This window comes from Enterobacter sp. 22466 (assembly GCF_052044775.1).
GTDB classification, from domain to species: Bacteria; Pseudomonadota; Gammaproteobacteria; order Enterobacterales; family Enterobacteriaceae; genus Enterobacter; species Enterobacter dissolvens.
Genome location: NZ_JBQENX010000021.1, coordinates 1 through 18246, shown reverse-complemented (window position 1 = coordinate 18246; position 18246 = coordinate 1). Strand labels below are relative to the sequence as shown.

At 49.3% G+C, this 18246-nt stretch carries 14 protein-coding genes and 3 pseudogenes; 7 read left to right on the top strand and 10 right to left on the bottom strand.

Annotated features, from left to right (window positions below; translation table 11 throughout):
* Positions 1-569 precede the first annotated feature (569 nt).
* The 4 genes from ACTJJI_RS25795 to ACTJJI_RS25780 all read right to left on the bottom strand — a co-directional run bounded on the left by ACTJJI_RS25795 (position 570) and on the right by ACTJJI_RS25780 (position 2587).
* Entirely contained in the window at positions 570-1343 is a 774-nt protein-coding gene (locus ACTJJI_RS25795; RefSeq protein WP_440656199.1) for a ribonuclease T2 family protein, read from the bottom strand.
* A 427-nt stretch (positions 1344-1770) separates the two neighbouring features.
* A complete protein-coding gene (locus ACTJJI_RS25790; RefSeq protein WP_440656197.1) occupies positions 1771-1980 on the bottom strand; it encodes a hypothetical protein in 210 nt (69 codons plus the stop codon).
* 3 nt (positions 1981-1983) lie between these two features.
* Positions 1984-2259, bottom strand: coding sequence for a hypothetical protein (locus tag ACTJJI_RS25785; RefSeq protein ID WP_440656195.1), 276 nt, complete (start codon positions 2257-2259; stop codon positions 1984-1986).
* A 22-nt stretch (positions 2260-2281) separates the two neighbouring features.
* Complete coding sequence (locus ACTJJI_RS25780; RefSeq protein WP_440656193.1) at positions 2282-2587, bottom strand: hypothetical protein; 306 nt, start codon at positions 2585-2587, stop codon at positions 2282-2284.
* 513 nt (positions 2588-3100) lie between these two features.
* On the opposite strand from ACTJJI_RS25780, the gene ACTJJI_RS25775 reads away from it, so the two are divergent.
* Complete coding sequence (locus ACTJJI_RS25775; RefSeq protein ID WP_440656191.1) at positions 3101-4525, top strand: hypothetical protein; 1425 nt, start codon at positions 3101-3103, stop codon at positions 4523-4525.
* Positions 4526-4664: 139 nt separating this feature from the next.
* Here the strand turns inward: ACTJJI_RS25775 and ACTJJI_RS25770 are convergent, their stop codons facing one another.
* The 3 genes from ACTJJI_RS25770 to ACTJJI_RS25760 are packed head-to-tail and all read right to left on the bottom strand — an operon-like array spanning position 4665 to position 7490.
* Positions 4665-6188, bottom strand: a complete 1524-nt coding sequence (locus tag ACTJJI_RS25770) for a glucosyltransferase domain-containing protein (RefSeq protein ID WP_440656189.1) — start codon at positions 6186-6188, stop codon at positions 4665-4667.
* Positions 6178-7155 (bottom strand): glycosyltransferase family 2 protein, encoded by a 978-nt coding sequence (locus ACTJJI_RS25765; protein WP_440656187.1) that lies wholly within the window; start codon positions 7153-7155, stop codon positions 6178-6180. Before ACTJJI_RS25765 ends, ACTJJI_RS25770 begins: the two co-directional genes overlap by 11 nt.
* A complete protein-coding gene (locus ACTJJI_RS25760; RefSeq protein ID WP_440656185.1) occupies positions 7152-7490 on the bottom strand; it encodes a GtrA family protein in 339 nt (112 codons plus the stop codon). Before ACTJJI_RS25760 ends, ACTJJI_RS25765 begins: the two co-directional genes overlap by 4 nt.
* A gap of 681 nt (positions 7491-8171) precedes the next feature.
* On the opposite strand from ACTJJI_RS25760, the gene ACTJJI_RS25755 reads away from it, so the two are divergent.
* From ACTJJI_RS25755 to ACTJJI_RS25740, 4 genes and pseudogenes are all read left to right on the top strand, one after another.
* A complete protein-coding gene (locus ACTJJI_RS25755; protein WP_440656183.1) occupies positions 8172-8612 on the top strand; it encodes a hypothetical protein in 441 nt (146 codons plus the stop codon).
* A 379-nt stretch (positions 8613-8991) separates the two neighbouring features.
* Positions 8992-9795 (top strand): hypothetical protein, encoded by an 804-nt coding sequence (locus ACTJJI_RS25750; protein WP_440656181.1) that lies wholly within the window; start codon positions 8992-8994, stop codon positions 9793-9795.
* 66 nt (positions 9796-9861) lie between these two features.
* Complete coding sequence (locus ACTJJI_RS25745; protein ID WP_440656179.1) at positions 9862-10641, top strand: site-specific integrase; 780 nt, start codon at positions 9862-9864, stop codon at positions 10639-10641.
* A gap of 43 nt (positions 10642-10684) precedes the next feature.
* Positions 10685-11032: pseudogene (locus ACTJJI_RS25740) on the top strand (site-specific integrase); the annotation flags it as partial.
* Between the two features lie 295 nt (positions 11033-11327).
* Here ACTJJI_RS25740 and ACTJJI_RS25735 read toward each other — a convergent pair.
* Both ACTJJI_RS25735 and ACTJJI_RS25730 read right to left on the bottom strand, forming a co-directional pair.
* A complete protein-coding gene (locus tag ACTJJI_RS25735; protein ID WP_147720012.1) occupies positions 11328-12317 on the bottom strand; it encodes a RepB family plasmid replication initiator protein in 990 nt (329 codons plus the stop codon).
* 822 nt (positions 12318-13139) lie between these two features.
* Positions 13140-14068 (bottom strand): annotated as a pseudogene (locus ACTJJI_RS25730) (Rpn family recombination-promoting nuclease/putative transposase).
* Between the two features lie 406 nt (positions 14069-14474).
* Between ACTJJI_RS25730 and ACTJJI_RS25725 the strand changes: the two are divergent.
* Positions 14475-15680, top strand: a complete 1206-nt coding sequence (locus ACTJJI_RS25725) for an AAA family ATPase (protein ID WP_440656177.1) — start codon at positions 14475-14477, stop codon at positions 15678-15680.
* Positions 15680-16654 (top strand): ParB family protein, encoded by a 975-nt coding sequence (locus tag ACTJJI_RS25720; RefSeq protein ID WP_440656175.1) that lies wholly within the window; start codon positions 15680-15682, stop codon positions 16652-16654. The genes ACTJJI_RS25725 and ACTJJI_RS25720 overlap by 1 nt, the downstream gene beginning before the upstream one ends.
* A gap of 81 nt (positions 16655-16735) precedes the next feature.
* Here the strand turns inward: ACTJJI_RS25720 and umuC are convergent.
* Positions 16736-17782, bottom strand: a pseudogene (gene umuC, locus ACTJJI_RS25715) (translesion error-prone DNA polymerase V subunit UmuC); the annotation flags it as partial.
* Between the last annotated feature and the right edge of the window lie 464 nt (positions 17783-18246).

The window sequence follows — 18246 nt, the reverse complement described above, 5'->3', positions numbered from 1 at the left end:
TAGCAGGTAATATCTTTATTTGTCCGGGTATTCATCGTTCGTGTCCATCAATATAGATGGGCGCGATTGTTGCCAGACAGGACAACTTTCACAAGACGTCGCAGATGGTGCGCTTACCTGAAGGATGATTATCAGAAATTTGATAGCAACCGCGATGGCAGACTGAGCCTGGAAGAAGGCATGGCAGTTGTCCGTAAAGATGAACCGGCAGATGATGACGGCATATTCGGAACCGTTATCCTTCCTTAAATTTTCCGTCCCGGGACCGACCACCGGTGTTGATTGTGCCGGTTTGCCGGACGGAAGCGGTAAAAACGGGACAAGCCATGAGACGGTTGACGAACCCCGTAGCTAAGTGGGGGCCGGTTATACAACGATGTCCGGTCGTGCTGAGCCTGACATCACGTCTTTCAGACGGTCAGAGACCTGCGTCAGCCTCCTGAAGAGATTTCCTGTCCTGACAATGACACGATTTGCCATCAGGTGAACAACACCGGTTCACAGCATAACGCGAGACCCGCCCCGGCCACACAGGCCGCCCTGCACCCTGCAGGCATGTCCCGGCCTCCTCACATGACAGGGATCATCGTCTCCGTTAATTCACAGGCCTTTCCTATCTGCAGGGGTTTCGCGGATTTATCTGTGAAGGCATTACCCTCCCGATCGACCAGGTAAAAAACCTCGTAGAGATACTGTATGTTATCCCTGACATCACAGCGGAAACGAACATTGTCAGGAAACCAGGATTTAATCTCTGCAAAAGGTGTGCTCTTACCTTCAGCCTGCGAAAATTTATCGATATCATACCGGACCACTTTATCCCTGAGTGTATAGAAATCTGTAAAGTATTTATTCTGATCCCCGCCGTAGCAGGTACCATGTTTTTTCCACTCATGCTCCATTAGCCCATGAGGCACCGACGTGACGTTATTTTGAAAGTCCTGATTTTCAGGCAGTGAGGATCGTGAATTATCAGAGAGAGGACAGGCACCATTCTGTTCCGGGCAACCTGGTGATGCTGTACAGTTTGCGGGGTGGTAATTATAAAACACATGCGTGTTATCCTTACCCTCCTCCTTCTGTTTCTGGTAGGTAAAATAAGGCCATATACCATGCACATAAAATTTTGCCTTATCCTGTCTACAGCCTTCGCTTCCTTTCAGCAGGCAGAATGTCGGTTGCCATGTCACCGCATAAACCAGAAAGCTGTACTCCCCACTTTTCGCCCCTTCGTCACTTATTTCCCATGGATCAAGGGCAAATGCACAACCACAATAAAAGGATAACAGAGCCCCTGCCAGGGTAATTTTCCTTATCCGCATGGTCACCTCATCATCAGACATGTCAGAAAACAATTTCAGTATAGATAATTATTTTTCAAAACGACAAAAAAGCAGGAAAATACAGAAATATTAAACGAACAGGCAAGGGCCTCATGAGGTACCTTACAAATATATCAGTCTGAAAGAAGGGCCACTCGTTATACCTGCGTCTTTTCCTCCATAACCGTCAGTGTTTTGCGGACAGCGCCGGAGCATATTTGCACATGAATATAAAAAGTTCGCCGGATAAACGGGGTAACCGCCTGATCCGGCAAATATCCGCTTAAGGTTTTTCACCCGGTCCACATTTTTTCCGCTGAAGGAGGCCGGAACGGCTCTGCCTCTCGCGGTTCAGGTTCAGTGTCCGGGTGCGCCGGATGTTTACGCTACCCTGTACAGTCTGCATTGAAGACACGACGCATAGAAGCAAGGGGGGAGTTCCGTTTCCTCAGTCACCCCGGTAAATCCCGGCGGCGATCAGGACGCTGTTGCTCTGGTTTCCGATCGTCCAGATAAACGGCCGTATGGCGTCCACCGTATAGTCCTGATCTTTCAGCGGAGCCCTGTCGTTTAAAAACGTTGCGGTATATAAACAACGGATGGTCTGAAGGATATGCCCCGGGGACAGGATCTCACCGGAGGCGGTCGCCGAAAACACCGGTCAGCCTTGCAGGCACTTTGCGATCTCCTCATTCAGGCAGGATGCCATCTCGAGTTTTATCTTCGGCAGGCGGATCGTCACCCTCGCCGCAGACAGATCCTGCAGCGCGCGGAGCCAGCGGCCTTCCCCGGAGGCGGCAAGGAACGGGCCGAAGTCCGCAGTGACACTGTCAGGCACATACAGGGTCAGGACCAGCCAGTCCTGCGCGAAAGGCAGCTGCACATAATGTCCCTTTTCATCCCTGCCGGTCCGGTAACTGCCTTCCAGAAAGTACATATATTTGGATACTGTTGCGCCGTTATCCAGGGGAAAAAAAGTCCTGTATCTCATACCCGGCTTCCGCCGGCTGCAGGGTTCCTGAAAACGCCAGGGCAGAAATCAGCACTACCGCACCCGACTCAAATGCGCTGTGGACTGTCCCCATCTCCAGGCCGGTCTGCTCACGGATCCAGGACCGGGTGGTCTCCTCAGCAGCCCGGGGATCGGCTTCCCGGTGAGCATGCACGTCGGGTATCCCCGGGGCATACCCGGACACCAGTTCGCTGCCGGTCACGGCAGTGATCTGCTGCCGGTTTTTTTCGGTCTGAGCAGAAAGGGAGAGCACAACAGTCCCCTGTCGCGATGGTCTGCATGAGACGTACTGAGGACAGAAAAGGCAAATTCAGCATCACCGGACATACCTGACTCCGGTAATAAACACGACGGTTTAAGGGTAGCAGTGATGTTCAGAACCGGCAAGCCGGACCAGAAGCACGTCCGGTCCGGTGATATTATTGCCAGTCAGGTAATAAAACGCATGATTATGGCCATATTTTCATTAATGCTTTGCCAGCATTAATTATGATGAATTACTGCTTTTCCGGTATCAGTCCCACCTTTCATCTGCCGGGATCCGAAAAAACCCAAAGGCGGTATATCTTACGGAAAATGGTGGTAATAAAGCCAGATCACAGCACCGGGCATTCATATTACCCGCATCATTCACCTCATGCGCGCCAGAACTATTCGGGATGGCTGCAGAGCGTCGGGGTCACCTATCCTTTTTCATAGTTTGACGGACATGAGCAGGCAACTATCTTTAATAAGCCAGGCTGGTTGGCTTAAAAGGAACATTTTCATGGTCAATCAAACTAAGTCTGTAGATCTTTCAGGTGTCACCCTGAATATATCATATTTTGGTACGGAAAATGACGGGCCACGTGGTCAGCTTCAGGTATCACTTTCAGGTGACCCCGGCCCCGGAGTCGAGATTGTTGCATTCTGGAAGGGGAACCGGGAAACAGTATTAAGCAGGACGCGCATAACCCAGACCGGTACAGTCTATGTTCCTCTGGATGCGTACATAACGCAGATTGTCGCAGAAGAACCGTTAACGGTCAGGGCAAGGCATGTAGATAACCACGATGATCTGAGTAATCCGGTAACGGTTAAATATAATCCCCAAAGATTACCTGTTCCGGAAATCACCGGTGCATCTTCATTTCTGCAGAGGGTTTCACTTAAAGGGGTGACGACCATGCCCGGCACCCTGATCTCGGCTACCGTAGGCGGAAAAACTGCTGAAACTCGGATTAATTCCGCGTCAGGTCCCATGGACTGGACCCTGACCGTGCCAGATGTTCCGCCTGGCACACAGACGGCCAGCGTGATCATCAAGGATCCTACCGGCTTTATCTTTTCAGATTCCGCCCCGGCGACCATAAATGTGGATGTTTCTGATGAGATAACCCCTCCCCTGACTGTCGATTTTCCGAAACAAACCGATATCACCGGTCTGACGTTTTCTGTGCGCGGCACGGCCAAACCCGGAACCGGTCCGATCCATGTGTCCGCTGTAAACGGGACGGAAATGGAAACCCCGCTTGATAGTACCGGCTACTGGAATGCAAACATTGCAATGATTCAGGCCGGAGAAACCACGCTCACCGTCAGGAACCTGATGACCGGGGAAGTCATCTCCTATCCGCTTACGATATCCAGTTCATCATTTTCGTTTGATCGATGTGTGATGGGACGGGATTATGGTGATCCAGATGAAAAGCTTGGTTATTACCTGTCGGGCCGGGGAGACCCTGCGGTGCGCATATTTATGCGGGATAACACGGGGACGTGGCAGTCAATAACAACCGTTCCGTCCAGCCGGCAATGGGAATATTCCGGCGTTCCTACATTTTATCAGGGCAAGCTCACCCTAAAACAGGAACACCGTCCTGATAATGAACAGCAATCCGTAGAGGGAAGGATCCGGATAGCACGGCATCCTGAATTGCGCGACCCGGTTCAGGGAAAGGAAATTACCTTACCGTATACCCTCAGGGGGGAAACATTCTGGTATTCGGACGATGCCACGGAGGTAAATGTGATCCTCAGTAACCATCTGGGGGTTATTGCCACCATCCCGGTTGACCAGCGTGACTGGGAATATACAATCGAAGACCTTCCTGAAGGGGACAATAAAATATGGCTGAGCGTTAGTACAAACTCATCATATTTCACTGGATATGAACTTGGCGAGTATATCCTGAAGGTTAAAAAGGGATAATTTCCATACTTCAGAATTTATATTTTTCTGCATCGCTTGTTCTGTACAAAAAACAGGAGATACCGGGGCATGGTATCTCCTGGTTTGCCTCATGCGATCCTGCGGGCTCATCCTGTTGTCATCCGGTAAGCATACTTATTTAAGAAGCGGGTTGAGCAGGATAACTGAAACACCGTTGTGTATAGTTCCTTTTTTTAAACTCAATAAATGCCATGTCGCCCTCCTGTTTTATGCGATAAAAAGGATTTTCCACCACAACCTCGCCTGTTGCCACGGGGGGCGCATGTCTGCTCCAGTAACGAGCCATATTTGTAATGCCAGCCTGTGTGAGCTGTTCGGGCATCAGAATATAGTTCGTGGAAGCAATGTAGTTCAATGCCGGATACAGCTGATTAAGACAAACGGATTTGACAAAATAGTCCTGAATATTATTTTTGCTGACCAGTATGATTTCACTGGCCTGATATATTGTAGGGTGGTTTATGATATCGGGCACAAGCATAGATACCATCAGGTGTTCACTTTGTTTTTTATCGCTCAGGTGTTGCCCAAACAGCGAGGCAAAGGAAAGAAACACCCATAAGGGAAGTGCGATCAGCAATGTGCTACGGTGATGGCATACCGCCAGTGCCCGCCAGCTGAACCACATGATGGCACAGAGTAAAGGTGAGACGCCAAGCAACGTCCGGGCGCCAGTGTTAAAACCGGTGAGTAATATATTCACGCCTCCGATGGCAAACACCAGCGTTGACAACGCCAGAAAGCGGATGAAGAGGATGTTTAACCCGGCCCGCTCACGATAATGAAGAAAGAAGCCGATACCTGCCAGAATACCCAGTGGAATAAAAACCCAGGCATTGACGGGTGTAATAAAGAGTAATATCAGGCTGAAGAGTGTTTCCATCCGCCCGACCAGCAGTTTTCCGTCAAAGGGCTGAACCCCACCCCGATCGACTGTGATCATTTGATAGAACGTCAGGTAGTAGATCAATACTGCACCTGCCAGGATAATAATATAGCGTGCGATGAGTTTTATATCTTCACGCCAGGATATCCCGGTGACACCGCGCCGCAGTATTTCGACGCTGACCAGGCCAATATACACATTAATAATAAGCTGATAAAAACTGACTGCAGCCGTCAGCAGCAAAATCGCCCCACCCCATCTTAACCAGCCCACCTGCTGACAGGTCACTACCGCCAGGATCACGAACGCAATCCCAGTTGTGATGGTCAGGGCTTCATAATGATACGCCAGAACCTGCAGATAAAATGGGTTGTACCAGAACGGCAATAAAATCAGTAGCTGTACAGGGGTTGGTTGCAGAAACCAGTGCTGTGCCAGACGCATCAGCGCCAGTGCCAGCAGGCCGATCGCAAAAAACAATGTTAAAGGAAACAGATCAGGCGTACCTGTACCCGCTGAAAGCAGGTGAATAAGGATATTTCCTCCGGCTCGCCCTTCCTGCTGCCAGTTTGTTGCGGCACTTATTCTGCGCCAGTGATCGTCAATGTAAGGATAATTAGCTTGAATGACCGGACAGACATATACCAGTAACGCAATGATAAAGAATAAATATATTTTTCCGGGCTGTATCGGGCGTTGTGTGAACGTATCAATGATACGCCAGGAAGAAGAGGGTTGTGGGTATTTACTGTTCATGAGTGTCCGAACCTTCCATTGCGGGTGCTTTATTCTCGATAAAATATTTAGGTCGGGACTTGCATTCCATATATATCTTGCCAATATATTCACCTAATACACCGAGACACAGCATTTGTATCCCGCCCAGAAAGAAGATGGATAACATCAGTGACGTCCAGCCTGATATTGTATTGCCTAATACCTTTTGAGCAAGGACATATAATATTGTCAGCACGGAAATCATTATCGTTAATGCGCCTGTGGCTGCGATAATGCGCAGGGGGGTGACACTAAAAGACGTGATCCCTTCCACTGCAAGTTTCAGCATTGGCAGGAGCGTATATTTTGCCTCTCCGGCCACCCGCGCATTTCTGCGATAGAAGATCCTGCAGGAAGGAAATCCTAGCTGTGGAACCAGTCCGCGCAGGTAAAGATTGTGTTCGTGATAGGACAGCAGCGAACTGACAGCCCGGGCACTTAGCAGTCGAAAGTCGGCATGGTCTGGTATCTGTTTAACCCCAAGAAATGTCATCAGACGGTAATATAACGCGGCGCTTTTACGTTTAAAAAAAGAATCGCTGTGACGATCATTACGCACGCCATAGACCACATCTGCGCCATCATGCCAGGCATCAACCATCTTTTCAATCACCCCGACATCATCCTGCAGATCGGCATCGATGGTAATTAGGATATCTGATTCCGCATGCTGCATGCCCGCCAGCAATGCGGTCTGATGCCCTTTATTCGCTGACAGTTTGAGGCCTTTCACACTTTTTTCTTTCAGGGATGACTGCTCAATGAGTTGCCATGTTAAATCATGGCTGCCATCATCAACAAATAAAAGATAACTTTCGGCACTGATTTTGTTTACAGAGATAAGTCCGGACAGACAGTCCAGCAATATATTTTTACATGAAGGAAAAACGTCTTCTTCATTATAACATGGTATCACTATCGCCAGAACAGGTGATAAAGCTCTCATCGCATCCCCCAGTATTTATTCAGGAAAAAACCGCTCAATGTATACATTGACATGGCAACAAGCTGGGCGCAGTAGCGGTATTCTGGCAAAATTTGATACATCAGATGAAGAGTGAACAGATTCACCAGATAACTCAGTGCGCAAATGCAAAGAAACCGTAACAGGCGACTGGCGGTTACCGGGACTCCAAACGTAAACACGGAGTTAAGCAAAAAACTGACACCAATACCTGCGATATATCCAGCTGCGTTTGCCAGATAGACATTATGGTCTCTCCACAGCAGCAGGAAAATGATCAGTGCAGTGAGACCAGTATTTACGACGCCAACGGCCATGTATCTCATTAATACGGGTATGAAAGCCAACAGGAACATTCCTTTCCAAAGAAAACTGTTCGTTAATTGTAGAAGAAAATCAACAAAGTGGCTGAATTCAGATAATTCACAACAACGGCATTGTCAGAGGCGTATTCCTGACCGCCACCGTTATCCGGAAAATGACGCATACGGGGATGGTGTGAAATCATGCGCACAGCGTCTGACACGCAAAGCTGCCCCTGGCATGATTATTGTTTCAGGTGGTAAAGTTTGCATAAACTGTCACTTTAATAGCAATAATCCCTCTATAACAACAATCCACCGCTTTTTGTGACTTTCCGGCAATAATCCTACTTCTCCCCTCCTGAGATCCGAAAAATGGTTGTTCCGGATCTTCTTCCTCACCTCCGGCGCGCTGCGGCGCAGAAACACAACATGTGCCACGCTGCCATCTGCAATTTCTGCTATATGTTGTGTTTACCTCCTGCCCCGTGACCCGTCGCGCAGGGGCAGATATTGCCGCTTTGCTTATTCCGTGTGCGTGGTATACTTCCGGAAATTGTTAAATACGCAAAAAATCGGATCACACCGAAACGGCCATCCGGTAATTTAACGACGTGGCTATATGGCTGCTTATTATCAGCCTAGTGATATTCACGTCAGAAAATATAAGCCGGAGTATATTCAGGTGAGTGACAGATGCAGGGTTGTGCACAGTCGATTGTGTTTCGCGTCATCATTACTCTGAGTGACTATTTTCCAGCAAAGCAGAAAGGGGACTTGATGGGACGTGCAGTGAAAGTGAATATCGGCGAAAGACAATTTGCTTCGAAAAAAGCCGCCGTCAGCTATTTCATGGATCAGCGTGAGGCTGTTAAAGAATCGGGGCCGTTAAAGGAGGGCAATTTTTTTGAAGAGCTGAAGGCGCTCTATCTGAAATATTGCGATTGCTGTGAAAGCTGGGGACTTAACGGACGAACCATCACATCCTTTACTGTTGACCTGGAACCCCGTCAGAACGGCCAGACCTGGGCATCACATCTCTGCTACTGGGTGCACTTTTCAGAAAAGCAGGCCCGGCCTTTTTCGGTAAGGGAAGCGGTGGATGAGATCGCAAAAGCTGGTGCTGAACAACTGTAGCTGAGGGCGGGATTTCTCAACGATTTAAGGAAGCAAAAAATGGGAATGTTTGACACAGTCACTTTTCACTACCGGATGCCGGACGGCGAAACAGAATCTGAATACCAGACTAAAGACCTGGACTGTGAATGTGCTTTTTACGAGATCTCCGCCGAGGGGCGTCTGCTCCGCTGGCCGGAGAACGCCGATGAACTGGCCGAGACCGGGTTTGACGGGTGCATCACTGTCTGCGCCCGTCAGTGCTATCACCTGTACTTACCCACGGACAGCTGGAATGGATCGAGGTGTGCTCGCAGGACAATAAGCGGTATCCCTTTGAACCCGAGAATGCTCTCCCGGAGCTGGGCTGAAGATATTTACCATAAAAGGACCATATAAGGTGGATCTACCAAAATTTGATGAAGCCAATAATGCCTGGCTGCTGACCCTGCCTGAGAGCCGCACAGGTGGTCGATATCAGCCAGCATGCAGAGTGGTCGTCATCAGAACCCTGAAGGAAACCTACTCTCCTGCCAGTGGCAGTCTTGACGTGAAAAGAAAACTGGCTGGCCGCACATGCACTCTTTCCCTGTACTGGAACGGGGGAGGCTGGCATCAGGAGCCTGAATACAAAGCGGAGTTGACTGTTAATATATGGGATGGCACGACCGAACTGGACCTGACGAATTCGGATTTTATGCTTGACTACAATTTGCGGGGACGAGGACTTGGCTCCTGGATCATGATACAGCTGATTTCCTGGGCAAAGACGCTTCCGGCTGATACCCCCGTGAAACGTATCCGTACATCTCCTGTCGATGAAGATGACAGGGAAAATATGCTTCGTCGGGATCGCTTCTGGAACGGTATCGGATTCAGGTTCGAACCAGCCGGAAGACTATCCATCCCCTTAACCGTAGGCGAGCTTCAGTACCCTAAAGGTCTTCATTGTCCCCTTATCGCTGTGCCTTTGCATAAGGGAGTTGATGAGCTACACCGTCTGTGTGAGAGCCAGAAGCTGGAAATTGATAGACTGAAATCCAGTCAGTCATATCAGGCAAAACAAATCCGGTATCTGACTGAACGTCAGTGGGACGTATTACTGATAAAATTCATATGCTTCATTATTTTCTCTCCCATTTTTATTCCCTGCTGGCTCTACAGCAAACTGAAACAAAGCCGTGAGACAACCCATGAAAAATGATCTGCCCGGAAGTCTGAAGGCTCAGCATCCCAGGAAACAATACCTGTCCACTGAGGACAGGAAACAATGATGCCGGCAATACCAGGTCAGGGCGTTTCGTTTTCTGCCGCGCAGCTGCCGGTGGCCATCGACTACCCGGCCGCACTGGCCCTGCGACAGATGGCTCTTGTTCAGGATGAACTGCCAAAATACTTGCTGGCGCCGGAAGTGAGCGCCCTGCTCCACTATGTCCCCGATCTCCACCGCAAGATGCTGCTGGCAACCCTCTGGAACACCGGCGCGCGTATTAACGAGGCGCTGGCGCTGACCCGGAGTGATTTTTCCCTGGCGCCGCCCTACCCGTTCGTGCAGCTGGCCACCCTCAAGCAGCGGGCGGAGAAAGCGGCCCGAACGGCCGGCCGCTCGCCTGCCGGCAGTCAGGCGCATCGCCTGGTTCCGCTTTCCGATGCGAACTATGTCAGCCAGCTGGAGATGATGGTGGCCACGCTGAAAATACCTCTTGAACGACGTAATAAGCGTACCGGCAGAACCGAAAAAGCACGCATCTGGGAGATCACCGACCGGACCGTCCGCACCTGGCTCAGCGAAGCGGTTGAAGCGGCAGTGGCCGACGGGGTGACGTTCTCCGTACCGGTGACACCACACACGTTCCGCCATTCCTACGCCATGCACATGCTGTACGCCGGTATACCACTGAAGGTGCTGCAGAGTTTAATGGGACACAAGAGCATCAGCTCGACGGAGGTGTATACGAAGGTGTTTGCGCTGGATGTGGCAGCACGGCACCGGGTGCAGTTCCAGATGTCTGAGAGTGATGCGGTCGCGATGCTGAAAGGAAATGGATAGGTGCTATAACGAATTCGGTTTCTTCGCTTTTTGCTCGGCCCCGTTTGTCCTGGCCACGCGGCCCCACCGACTTGAGCCGCTGTGGGCCGTCACCGATGAAACCATGCGCAAGTGGCTGAAGCAGGCGGTGAAGCGGGCCGGAGAATACAGTGTATATTTTTCCATTTCGGTCACGCCGCATATGTTCCGCCACAGCTATACCATGCACACGCTCTATCACCGGCAGTCTAGGACAGTCATTCAGGATCTGGCCGGGCATAAGGAGCCGCGTTCGATGGAAGTTTATACGTGGGTGCTTGCGCTGGACCCAGCTGCCACGCTGTCCGAGCCGTTTAGCTGGGACGGGCGTGATGCAGCTGAGATTTTACAGACACTGCCGCCGCTGAAATGACATTACTGCTTTCCACAATTTACATAAGCTATGGAGAGCAGAATGCCCACAACATAAACTGCAGTAAGCAACATAAGCTACAGTGAGTATTATCATCCTGAAAAACGCCTGCTGTTGCGAGCCAATAATAATGCTCAGACCGAAGATAAGAGCTTTCAGACAAGCGGTACAAACGTACTGACAGGGGACGCCTCGCCACAGCTTATATAAACTATAGTGAGCAGGTTACTCTCCGGAGCCATTAATATAAGCTGTGGTGTGTAGCAACAATAAAATTACTCATTACAGCTTATGTTCAGGATGTTTTGAACAACTTCTCCAGATCATCAAGCGTGATCCCCAGCTTTTCTAGGACAGCCAGTTTTTCAGCCATTTCCGGACTGACATCCCGCTTCGCCGCTGGCAGCTGCGGGTTTTCTGCACTTTCATCGTTAGGTGCCTTCAGCTTGGGACGCCGGTAGTGGATACAGAAAAGCTTTGTCCGGCCGCGCTGGATCTCGGTGTAATCCAAGTATCCTATGTCACGCAGCTGCTCCATGGCACGCCTTACCGTTTGGTTCTGAGAAAAGACAGGAGATTTCAGATTCAGACGGGCTCGGAGGCGCGACAGCGAAATAGGAGCCGGATCCCGCGGAAGACTCTCAATAAAGGTGTAGAGTGCCTGAGCTGATTCCCTGCGCTTCAGGGCATTGATAGCCTTGAGTTGCAGAAGTACTTTGCGGTCAAACTGATAAAGTTCAAATAAACGCGGATCTGCCTGTAACTGAACCACGTCTTTCTCCGTATCGTAGTAGGCAGACTGGACCAGGTGCGTGATGTACTCTTTGGTGTGCTTTTCGGTAGTGCGGGAAAAGGAAATCACGGTACCCGCAATGCGTTTAAGCGATGGACTAATGCGCTCCCGAAGTTTGCGGGACGACTGGCTTGAAGGGATACCACACAGTTTAGCGAACTCGACGAACGGAAGTTCCACTTTATCCCCAATAACCTTATGCCGGGCAAAGGAATGGACGATCCCGACCCAGGTCTTGAAATCGTTATCCATATCAAGCCGTGGGCCGGTGATCTCGACCTTATCAAAGCCTTCAGCTCTGGCAAGAGAAAGCCGCGTCAGCTCTTCAGTAGCATCCGTACGGGAAAGCGTATTCTTTTTACTGTTTTTCAGAGATTTGAGCGTGGGAACGAAAACACCAAGCCGCATCAGTGCCACAGGCTGGACCGTATTACTTCCATTGGGCGTGAGGTTAACTATTTCGCCGGAGGATTTATCCACCTCTTCAAACAGTTTTTTTATGTCCAGATTGTCCTTGTCCAGATAGCCTCCGGGCGGTGGGAAAGTAAAGAATAAGAATGCTGATTGCTAACCTGTAATAGCCGTAAGGCCTGGTACAAGCAGCTTCATGTTATACACAACCCAGGGTGTGTTTCTGGGCTTCATACTTACTATAGTTTATGTAGCTGACTCATCACAGTATATCCTTTACATGATACAGCTTATTGTATACCAGTTACAGCTTATGATTATCCTTCTATAGCTTATGTGATCATCCCCCAGGAATAGAGCTGACAGGGTCTGCAGCGATCCGGGGATCTTCTTTGGATCTTAAAGGGATCGCTTTAAGGATCTTATTGCTGGATCGAAGAACTGTATATGTGGATAACCCACTGAAGTAAAATCGTTAAGATATGCAATTTCAGTGATAAAACACTGGCGCGTACCAGCTCATTTTAGCAATGATGATATTGCGCTTCCTCACCCGTTCGCTCGCGTTGCTCGGTCACAAGGCTGCGGCGAGCACTACTTATATTCTGGCTGCACCGTGACGCTGAAAAGATGAGCTGGCCAGCAGGAGTGATATTTTCTTATGTCCCTTACGCGGGACAAAAACGAAAGATATGCACTGGAATCACCGTCTACTTAGAGAGAGGGAGGGGGCCGACCGGAATGCTTTGGCATTTAGTACAGGCGACGATAGCTGACAGTACATTTGAGGAGAGTGACGAAGCTGTTTAATCGCTTTTGCTGGCAGGCAGAGCCTGAGTCTGGTGCCTCCCTGCCCCACCAGTATTCGCTGATGGCCAGACAGGGAGTGCCAGGAAAGGGTGATTAGTGGCGGATCTGCGCCAGGTCGTCTTCAGTCAGACCGGTCATTTTCATGACGGTATTGCAGTCAATGCCGTTTTGCAGCATGGTACGGGCAACTTCAAGTTTGCCTTTTTCAATACCACGTTGTTCACCCAGTTGGATGCCCTGCTGGATGCCCTTCTCAATACCCTTCTGTTCGAGCTGTTGTGCGATGGTCATGAGTGCGTCTCCGTGTTGCGGCACACGCTGTGCCAGTTCGCGAACAAAGGCTTCGGCGTCCACTGTTTCGCCTGCCTGCACTATATAGTGTACCAGCGATATTACCTGTGATGAAGATAGATATCCGGCCAGCAGGATGGGCGCCAGCCGGTCAACCAGTTCTGCCAGGTCCCGCTGGTGAATATGCTTTTGCAGTAAAGTTAGTGCGGCCATACTGCGATGGCCAGCGATTTCATCATCCGGAATGACCGTAACGTCTACCAGTGGGAAAGCGCTGCTGTAGAGTTTGCCTGCCAGCGACGGATCGTCAAACTCATCCAGCCACCGGGTGGAGTACGGATACGGGCTGCGTTTACCCGTATAGAACAGCACCGGTATCACCAGTGGCAGTTTTTTATGCCCTGCCTCCAGGTGTCGCTGCATGGCGGCTACCGCATAGCGTATAAGGCGGAAAGCCATATGTTTGTCCGGCGTTGACTGGTGTTCGACCAGAACATGAATATATCCGTCGCCGGCTGTAGTTTTCAGGCTGTAGAGGACGTCGCTGAAATACTGGCGGAGATCATCCTCAACGAACGAGCCGGATTCCAGTTTCAGCGTGCTGAGATCGCAGACTGCGCGCAGCTCTGCGGGCAGGTGGATTTCCATAAAGTCACGGGCATATCCGGTTGCGTCAGAAACTGCCTGAACGTGGCATCATGGGGAGTGGGTGTGCTGTTTTTCTTCTTCATCAGCCCTGGCTCTGAAAAATGACCCGGATATGTTATCACAGCCCGGAAAAAGCTAATATTGACGGCGAACGGAATTGCCATTCCTTCAGGGGATCGTTCCGGGGTGGTTCGGTCCCCCTTCTTTACCATACTGATCTTTAAGCGTGACCGGGTTTAAAAAGATAGACCCCAATGTGACAGGCTGACGCGCCCGTCGAGCTTGTCCAACCCTTCTCCTGCTCAGATGCAAGCTCTGAACAGACTCACGGTTTGCGCTGTGTGTCAACAAAATGATTATGGACGTAGTGCCCTCTTCTCCATTTAATCTTCGGCGCCTCCTGTGAGAGTAAAATCAAAATATTATGAATTATTTCTTGCAACATGATTCTTTTTGTTCAAAATGACAAAAAACGTCATGAGGTGATAAATGGAAAATATTGAGCAGTTACGGAAAGTCGCCACACGTGCAGGTAAACTTCTGACATCCTTGAGCGAAAGTATCCGCCAGCAAAAAGAGGAATTGAAGCTTACCGAGTTCTATCAGGAATACAGCAAAGCCGCCCTATATAAGCTGCCTAAGCTCAGCAAAGGGAGTGTTGAGTATGCTGTGGCCGAAATGGAAGCCAGTGGCTACATTTTTAAAAAGAAACCTTCCGGCAATACGATGAAGTACGCGATGACGATTCAGAACGTCATCGATCTGTATTTCCATCGTAAAGTACCCAAGTACAGAGATCGCTTCGATAAAGCCTTCGCTATTTTTGTATGTAACCTTAAAGGTGGCGGTTCCAAGACAGTTTCTACCGCTTCATTATCCCATGCCTTTCGGGCTCATCCTCAGCTTCTGTTCGAAGATCTGCGTATTCTGGCCATCGATTTCGATCCGCAGGCATCTCTGACAATGTTCCTGAGCCATGAGAATTCAGTGGGCTTGGTTGAAAATACGGCTGCTCAGGCCATGCTCCAGAACGTGTCTCGTGAAGAATTACTGTCCGATTTCATCGTGCCGTCAATTATCCCGGGCGTTGATGTTATTCCTGCTTCCATTGACGATGCATTCCTTGCTGAAAGCTGGAAGGGATTGTGTGAGGAACATCTGCCTGGGCAAAATATTCATGCAGTGCTTAAAGAGAACATTATCGACAAGCTCCGGTATGACTACGACTTTATCTTCCTTGATAGTGGTCCTCACCTCGATGCGTTCCTGAAAAACTGCATCGGAGCGGCAGACTTGATGTTGACCCCTCTTCCACCGGCAACGGTTGATTTTCATTCTTCCCTGAAGTTTGTAGCCAGCCTTCCTGCGCTTATTGATTCGATCGAACAGGATGGACACACCTGCAATCTCATCGGAAATGTCGGTTTTATGTCTAAAATCCTGAACAAGTCTGATCATAAAATTTGCCATAGTCAGGCCAAAGAGGTATTCGGTGCCGATATGCTCGACATGGTTCTGCCGAGGCTGGATGGCTTCGAGCGCTGCGGGGAGACTTTTGACACAGTTATTTCCGCAAATCCAGCAACCTATGATGGAAGCACCGAGGCGCTTAAAAGCGCAAAATCAGCAGCGGAAGACTTTGCGAAGGCCGTATTTGATCGCATTGAGTTCATTCGTACTAACGGAGGTATGTGATGTCGAATGAGAAAAGAAAAACCATTGGCAGACAGTTAAATACCCAGGCGTCAATGGTCGAGATGACTGAAACCCAAAGGAGTCAGGTATTTACCCTAAAAACCGGTAGGAAGATAACGTTCAGGTTTGTTCGAGTACCTGCATCGGACGTTGAAAGTAAGACATTCGTAAACCAGGAAACCAATGGAAGAGATCAACTTGCTCTGACCAGGGAGTCTCTGAAATCTATTATCCAGACGATTAAGTTTCAGCAATTCTTCCCCTGTATTGGCATTCAGCAAGGTGAAAGGATTGAGATACTGGATGGTTCAAGACGGCGAGCCTCAGCGATTTATATCCGTACTGGCCTTGATGTAATGGTTACCGATGAACTTTTATCAGCTGATGAAGCTCGCCAGCTGGCTAAAGATATCCAGACAGCTAAAGAGCATAACCTTCGGGAGATCGGCTTAAGATTGATGGCTCTGAAAGAGTCTGGATTCAATCAAAAGGAAATTGCTGAACTGGAGGGGTTATCCCAGGCTAAGGTCACCAGGGCACTGCAGGCGGCAGCAGTACCGCAAGAGTTGATTTCTCTGTTCCCGGTTCAGTCTGAGCTGTCGTTTAGTGACTATAAAATTCTGTTAGAGGTTAATGAAAAACTCAGTGAAAAGGGCTTAACGTCTGAAAGGCTCATTCAGTCTGTCTCAGGTCAGCATGATGCAATTTTGAGTGACTACGAGCGACCAGAAGACGAACAGAAAGCCAGTATACTGAAATTGATTTCTCAGGCCTCTCAGGCATTGATAGCTCCGCCTCCTAAGGAAAAGTCAGTAATTTCCGCACTCTGGACCTTTGAAGAAAAGGATAAGTTCGCGCGCAAGCGTGTGAAAGGGCGTACGCTGACTTATGAGTTTAGCCGTATGTCAAAAGTGGTTCAGGATGAACTGGACAAAGCTATCAACGAGGTCCTTGATAGAAATTTGAATCAATAATTTCGCCACGGCGATTTCACATCTAACTTATTGAAATTAAGTTATTTATTTTGAGAATTTCAAGGTGAAATCGCCACAATTTCAAGTCAATTTCGCGGCAGGAATATCTGCCCAGCGTGTCGTATAAGCTGGCGAAAGTAGTTCCCTTTTCATCTGCCACTCGGGGGCAATCCCCCGACCGGCGAACCATATTTTCCCCTTGCCCGAATGGTTAATACCGTCCACGACTTTCATCAGCTGATTGCTGTTGCTTCGGGGCTGAGTATCATCGAACAAATTCAGCTGCGAAACCCCGTCAGGAGTGAAATCATTGAGCATGCAACCCGCTTTTGCATATCGATGCCCATTCACCCAGATCCTATCCAGTGCTTTCACCGCTGCGGCTATAATGTCCCTGGTATCCTGCGTGGGAGTCATCAGCTTTTCACTGGCCACATTCCCGTAATACGGTTCGTTCAACGTGAAGGGTGACGTTTTCACAAATACAGCAATATGCCTGCAAAACTGACGCTCGCCGCGCAGCTTCTCAGCTGCACGCTCGGCGTACTGACAGACTGCCTGCCGCATTGCTTCATAAGTCGTGACACGCTCCCCAAAGGACCGGCTGCAGACAATCTGCTGTTTCGGCGGAGGCGCTTCTTCAAGCGAAATACAGCTTTCTCCGTTGAGTTCCCGGACGGTTCTCTCCAGCACAACGTTGAAATTTTTCCTGATAAATACAGGGTTCTCGCGCGCCAGCTGCAGTGCCGTAGTGATGCCCATCGTATTAAGCGTTTTTGAGATCCTGCGACCTACTCCCCAGATTTCTTCCACCGGCTGTAGTGAGAGCAGTTTCTCCGTTCGCTTTGGATTGCCTGAAGTCAGAGCAAGTACGCCACCAAACTGCTGCCATTCCTTAGACGCCCATTGTGCGCTTTTAGCCAGCGTTTTGGTCGGCCCCATCCCGACGCCGATTGTCAACCCCGTACCGGAGCGGACGTGCTCGCGCAGCTGCCGTCCGAAGTCTTCATAATCGATGCAGCTGTCTATACCGCGGATATCCAGAAACATCTCGTCGATGCTGTACTGCTCCACGCGCGGCGCCAGCTCCTCGAGATGAGACATAACCCTGTTCGACATAGACGCATTTATGTGGAATAGAAAATCAATATAAATAATGCATGCTTTAAAAGATTACTATGAACTAAAAGCATACGTCCGAAATTGTTACCATATCTCAAGATTCACAACTAATAATTTCGTATATTAATCCTCCAGGGCAGGTAGTCAGCTATCTGTTTGGCTTCCCTGATGCGATGGTAAAATGAAAAGACCACCGTTATGGGTTTAATAAAAAGATGCAGTCTTCTCCAGCTCAGCATGTTAGAAGGATTTTTCAATGGATGTTGAAATCAACTACTGCAATAACATAGATAACGCTTGCATTACACTCTCTGAAAATAAACTTAACATTAAGTTCGCTCCAAATGGCACTGTCAACAACGGGTAAAAAGTGATCCACTAACCGTCACCACCAACGGTTTAATATTGATCCACCTTGTTTACTCAGGATTAGCTTCCGCTATAACCCCGGCCTTTCGTTTCTGCTTCAG

Excerpts from the sequence above, each read along its gene's own strand:
- ACTJJI_RS25795 (WP_440656199.1), bottom strand. The coding sequence starts at position 1,343 with ATGTCTGATGATGAGGTGACCATGCGGATAAGGAAAATTACCCTGGCA.
- ACTJJI_RS25785 (WP_440656195.1), bottom strand. The coding sequence starts at position 2,259 with ATGTACTTTCTGGAAGGCAGTTACCGGACCGGCAGGGATGAAAAGGGA.
- ACTJJI_RS25775 (WP_440656191.1), top strand. The coding sequence starts at position 3,101 with ATGGTCAATCAAACTAAGTCTGTAGATCTTTCAGGTGTCACCCTGAAT.
- ACTJJI_RS25770 (WP_440656189.1), bottom strand. The coding sequence starts at position 6,188 with ATGAACAGTAAATACCCACAACCCTCTTCTTCCTGGCGTATCATTGAT.
- ACTJJI_RS25765 (WP_440656187.1), bottom strand. The coding sequence starts at position 7,155 with ATGAGAGCTTTATCACCTGTTCTGGCGATAGTGATACCATGTTATAAT.
- ACTJJI_RS25760 (WP_440656185.1), bottom strand. The coding sequence starts at position 7,490 with ATGGCCGTTGGCGTCGTAAATACTGGTCTCACTGCACTGATCATTTTC.
- ACTJJI_RS25755 (WP_440656183.1), top strand. The coding sequence starts at position 8,172 with ATGCAGGGTTGTGCACAGTCGATTGTGTTTCGCGTCATCATTACTCTG.
- ACTJJI_RS25745 (WP_440656179.1), top strand. The coding sequence starts at position 9,862 with ATGATGCCGGCAATACCAGGTCAGGGCGTTTCGTTTTCTGCCGCGCAG.
- ACTJJI_RS25725 (WP_440656177.1), top strand. The coding sequence starts at position 14,475 with ATGGAAAATATTGAGCAGTTACGGAAAGTCGCCACACGTGCAGGTAAA.
- ACTJJI_RS25720 (WP_440656175.1), top strand. The coding sequence starts at position 15,680 with ATGTCGAATGAGAAAAGAAAAACCATTGGCAGACAGTTAAATACCCAG.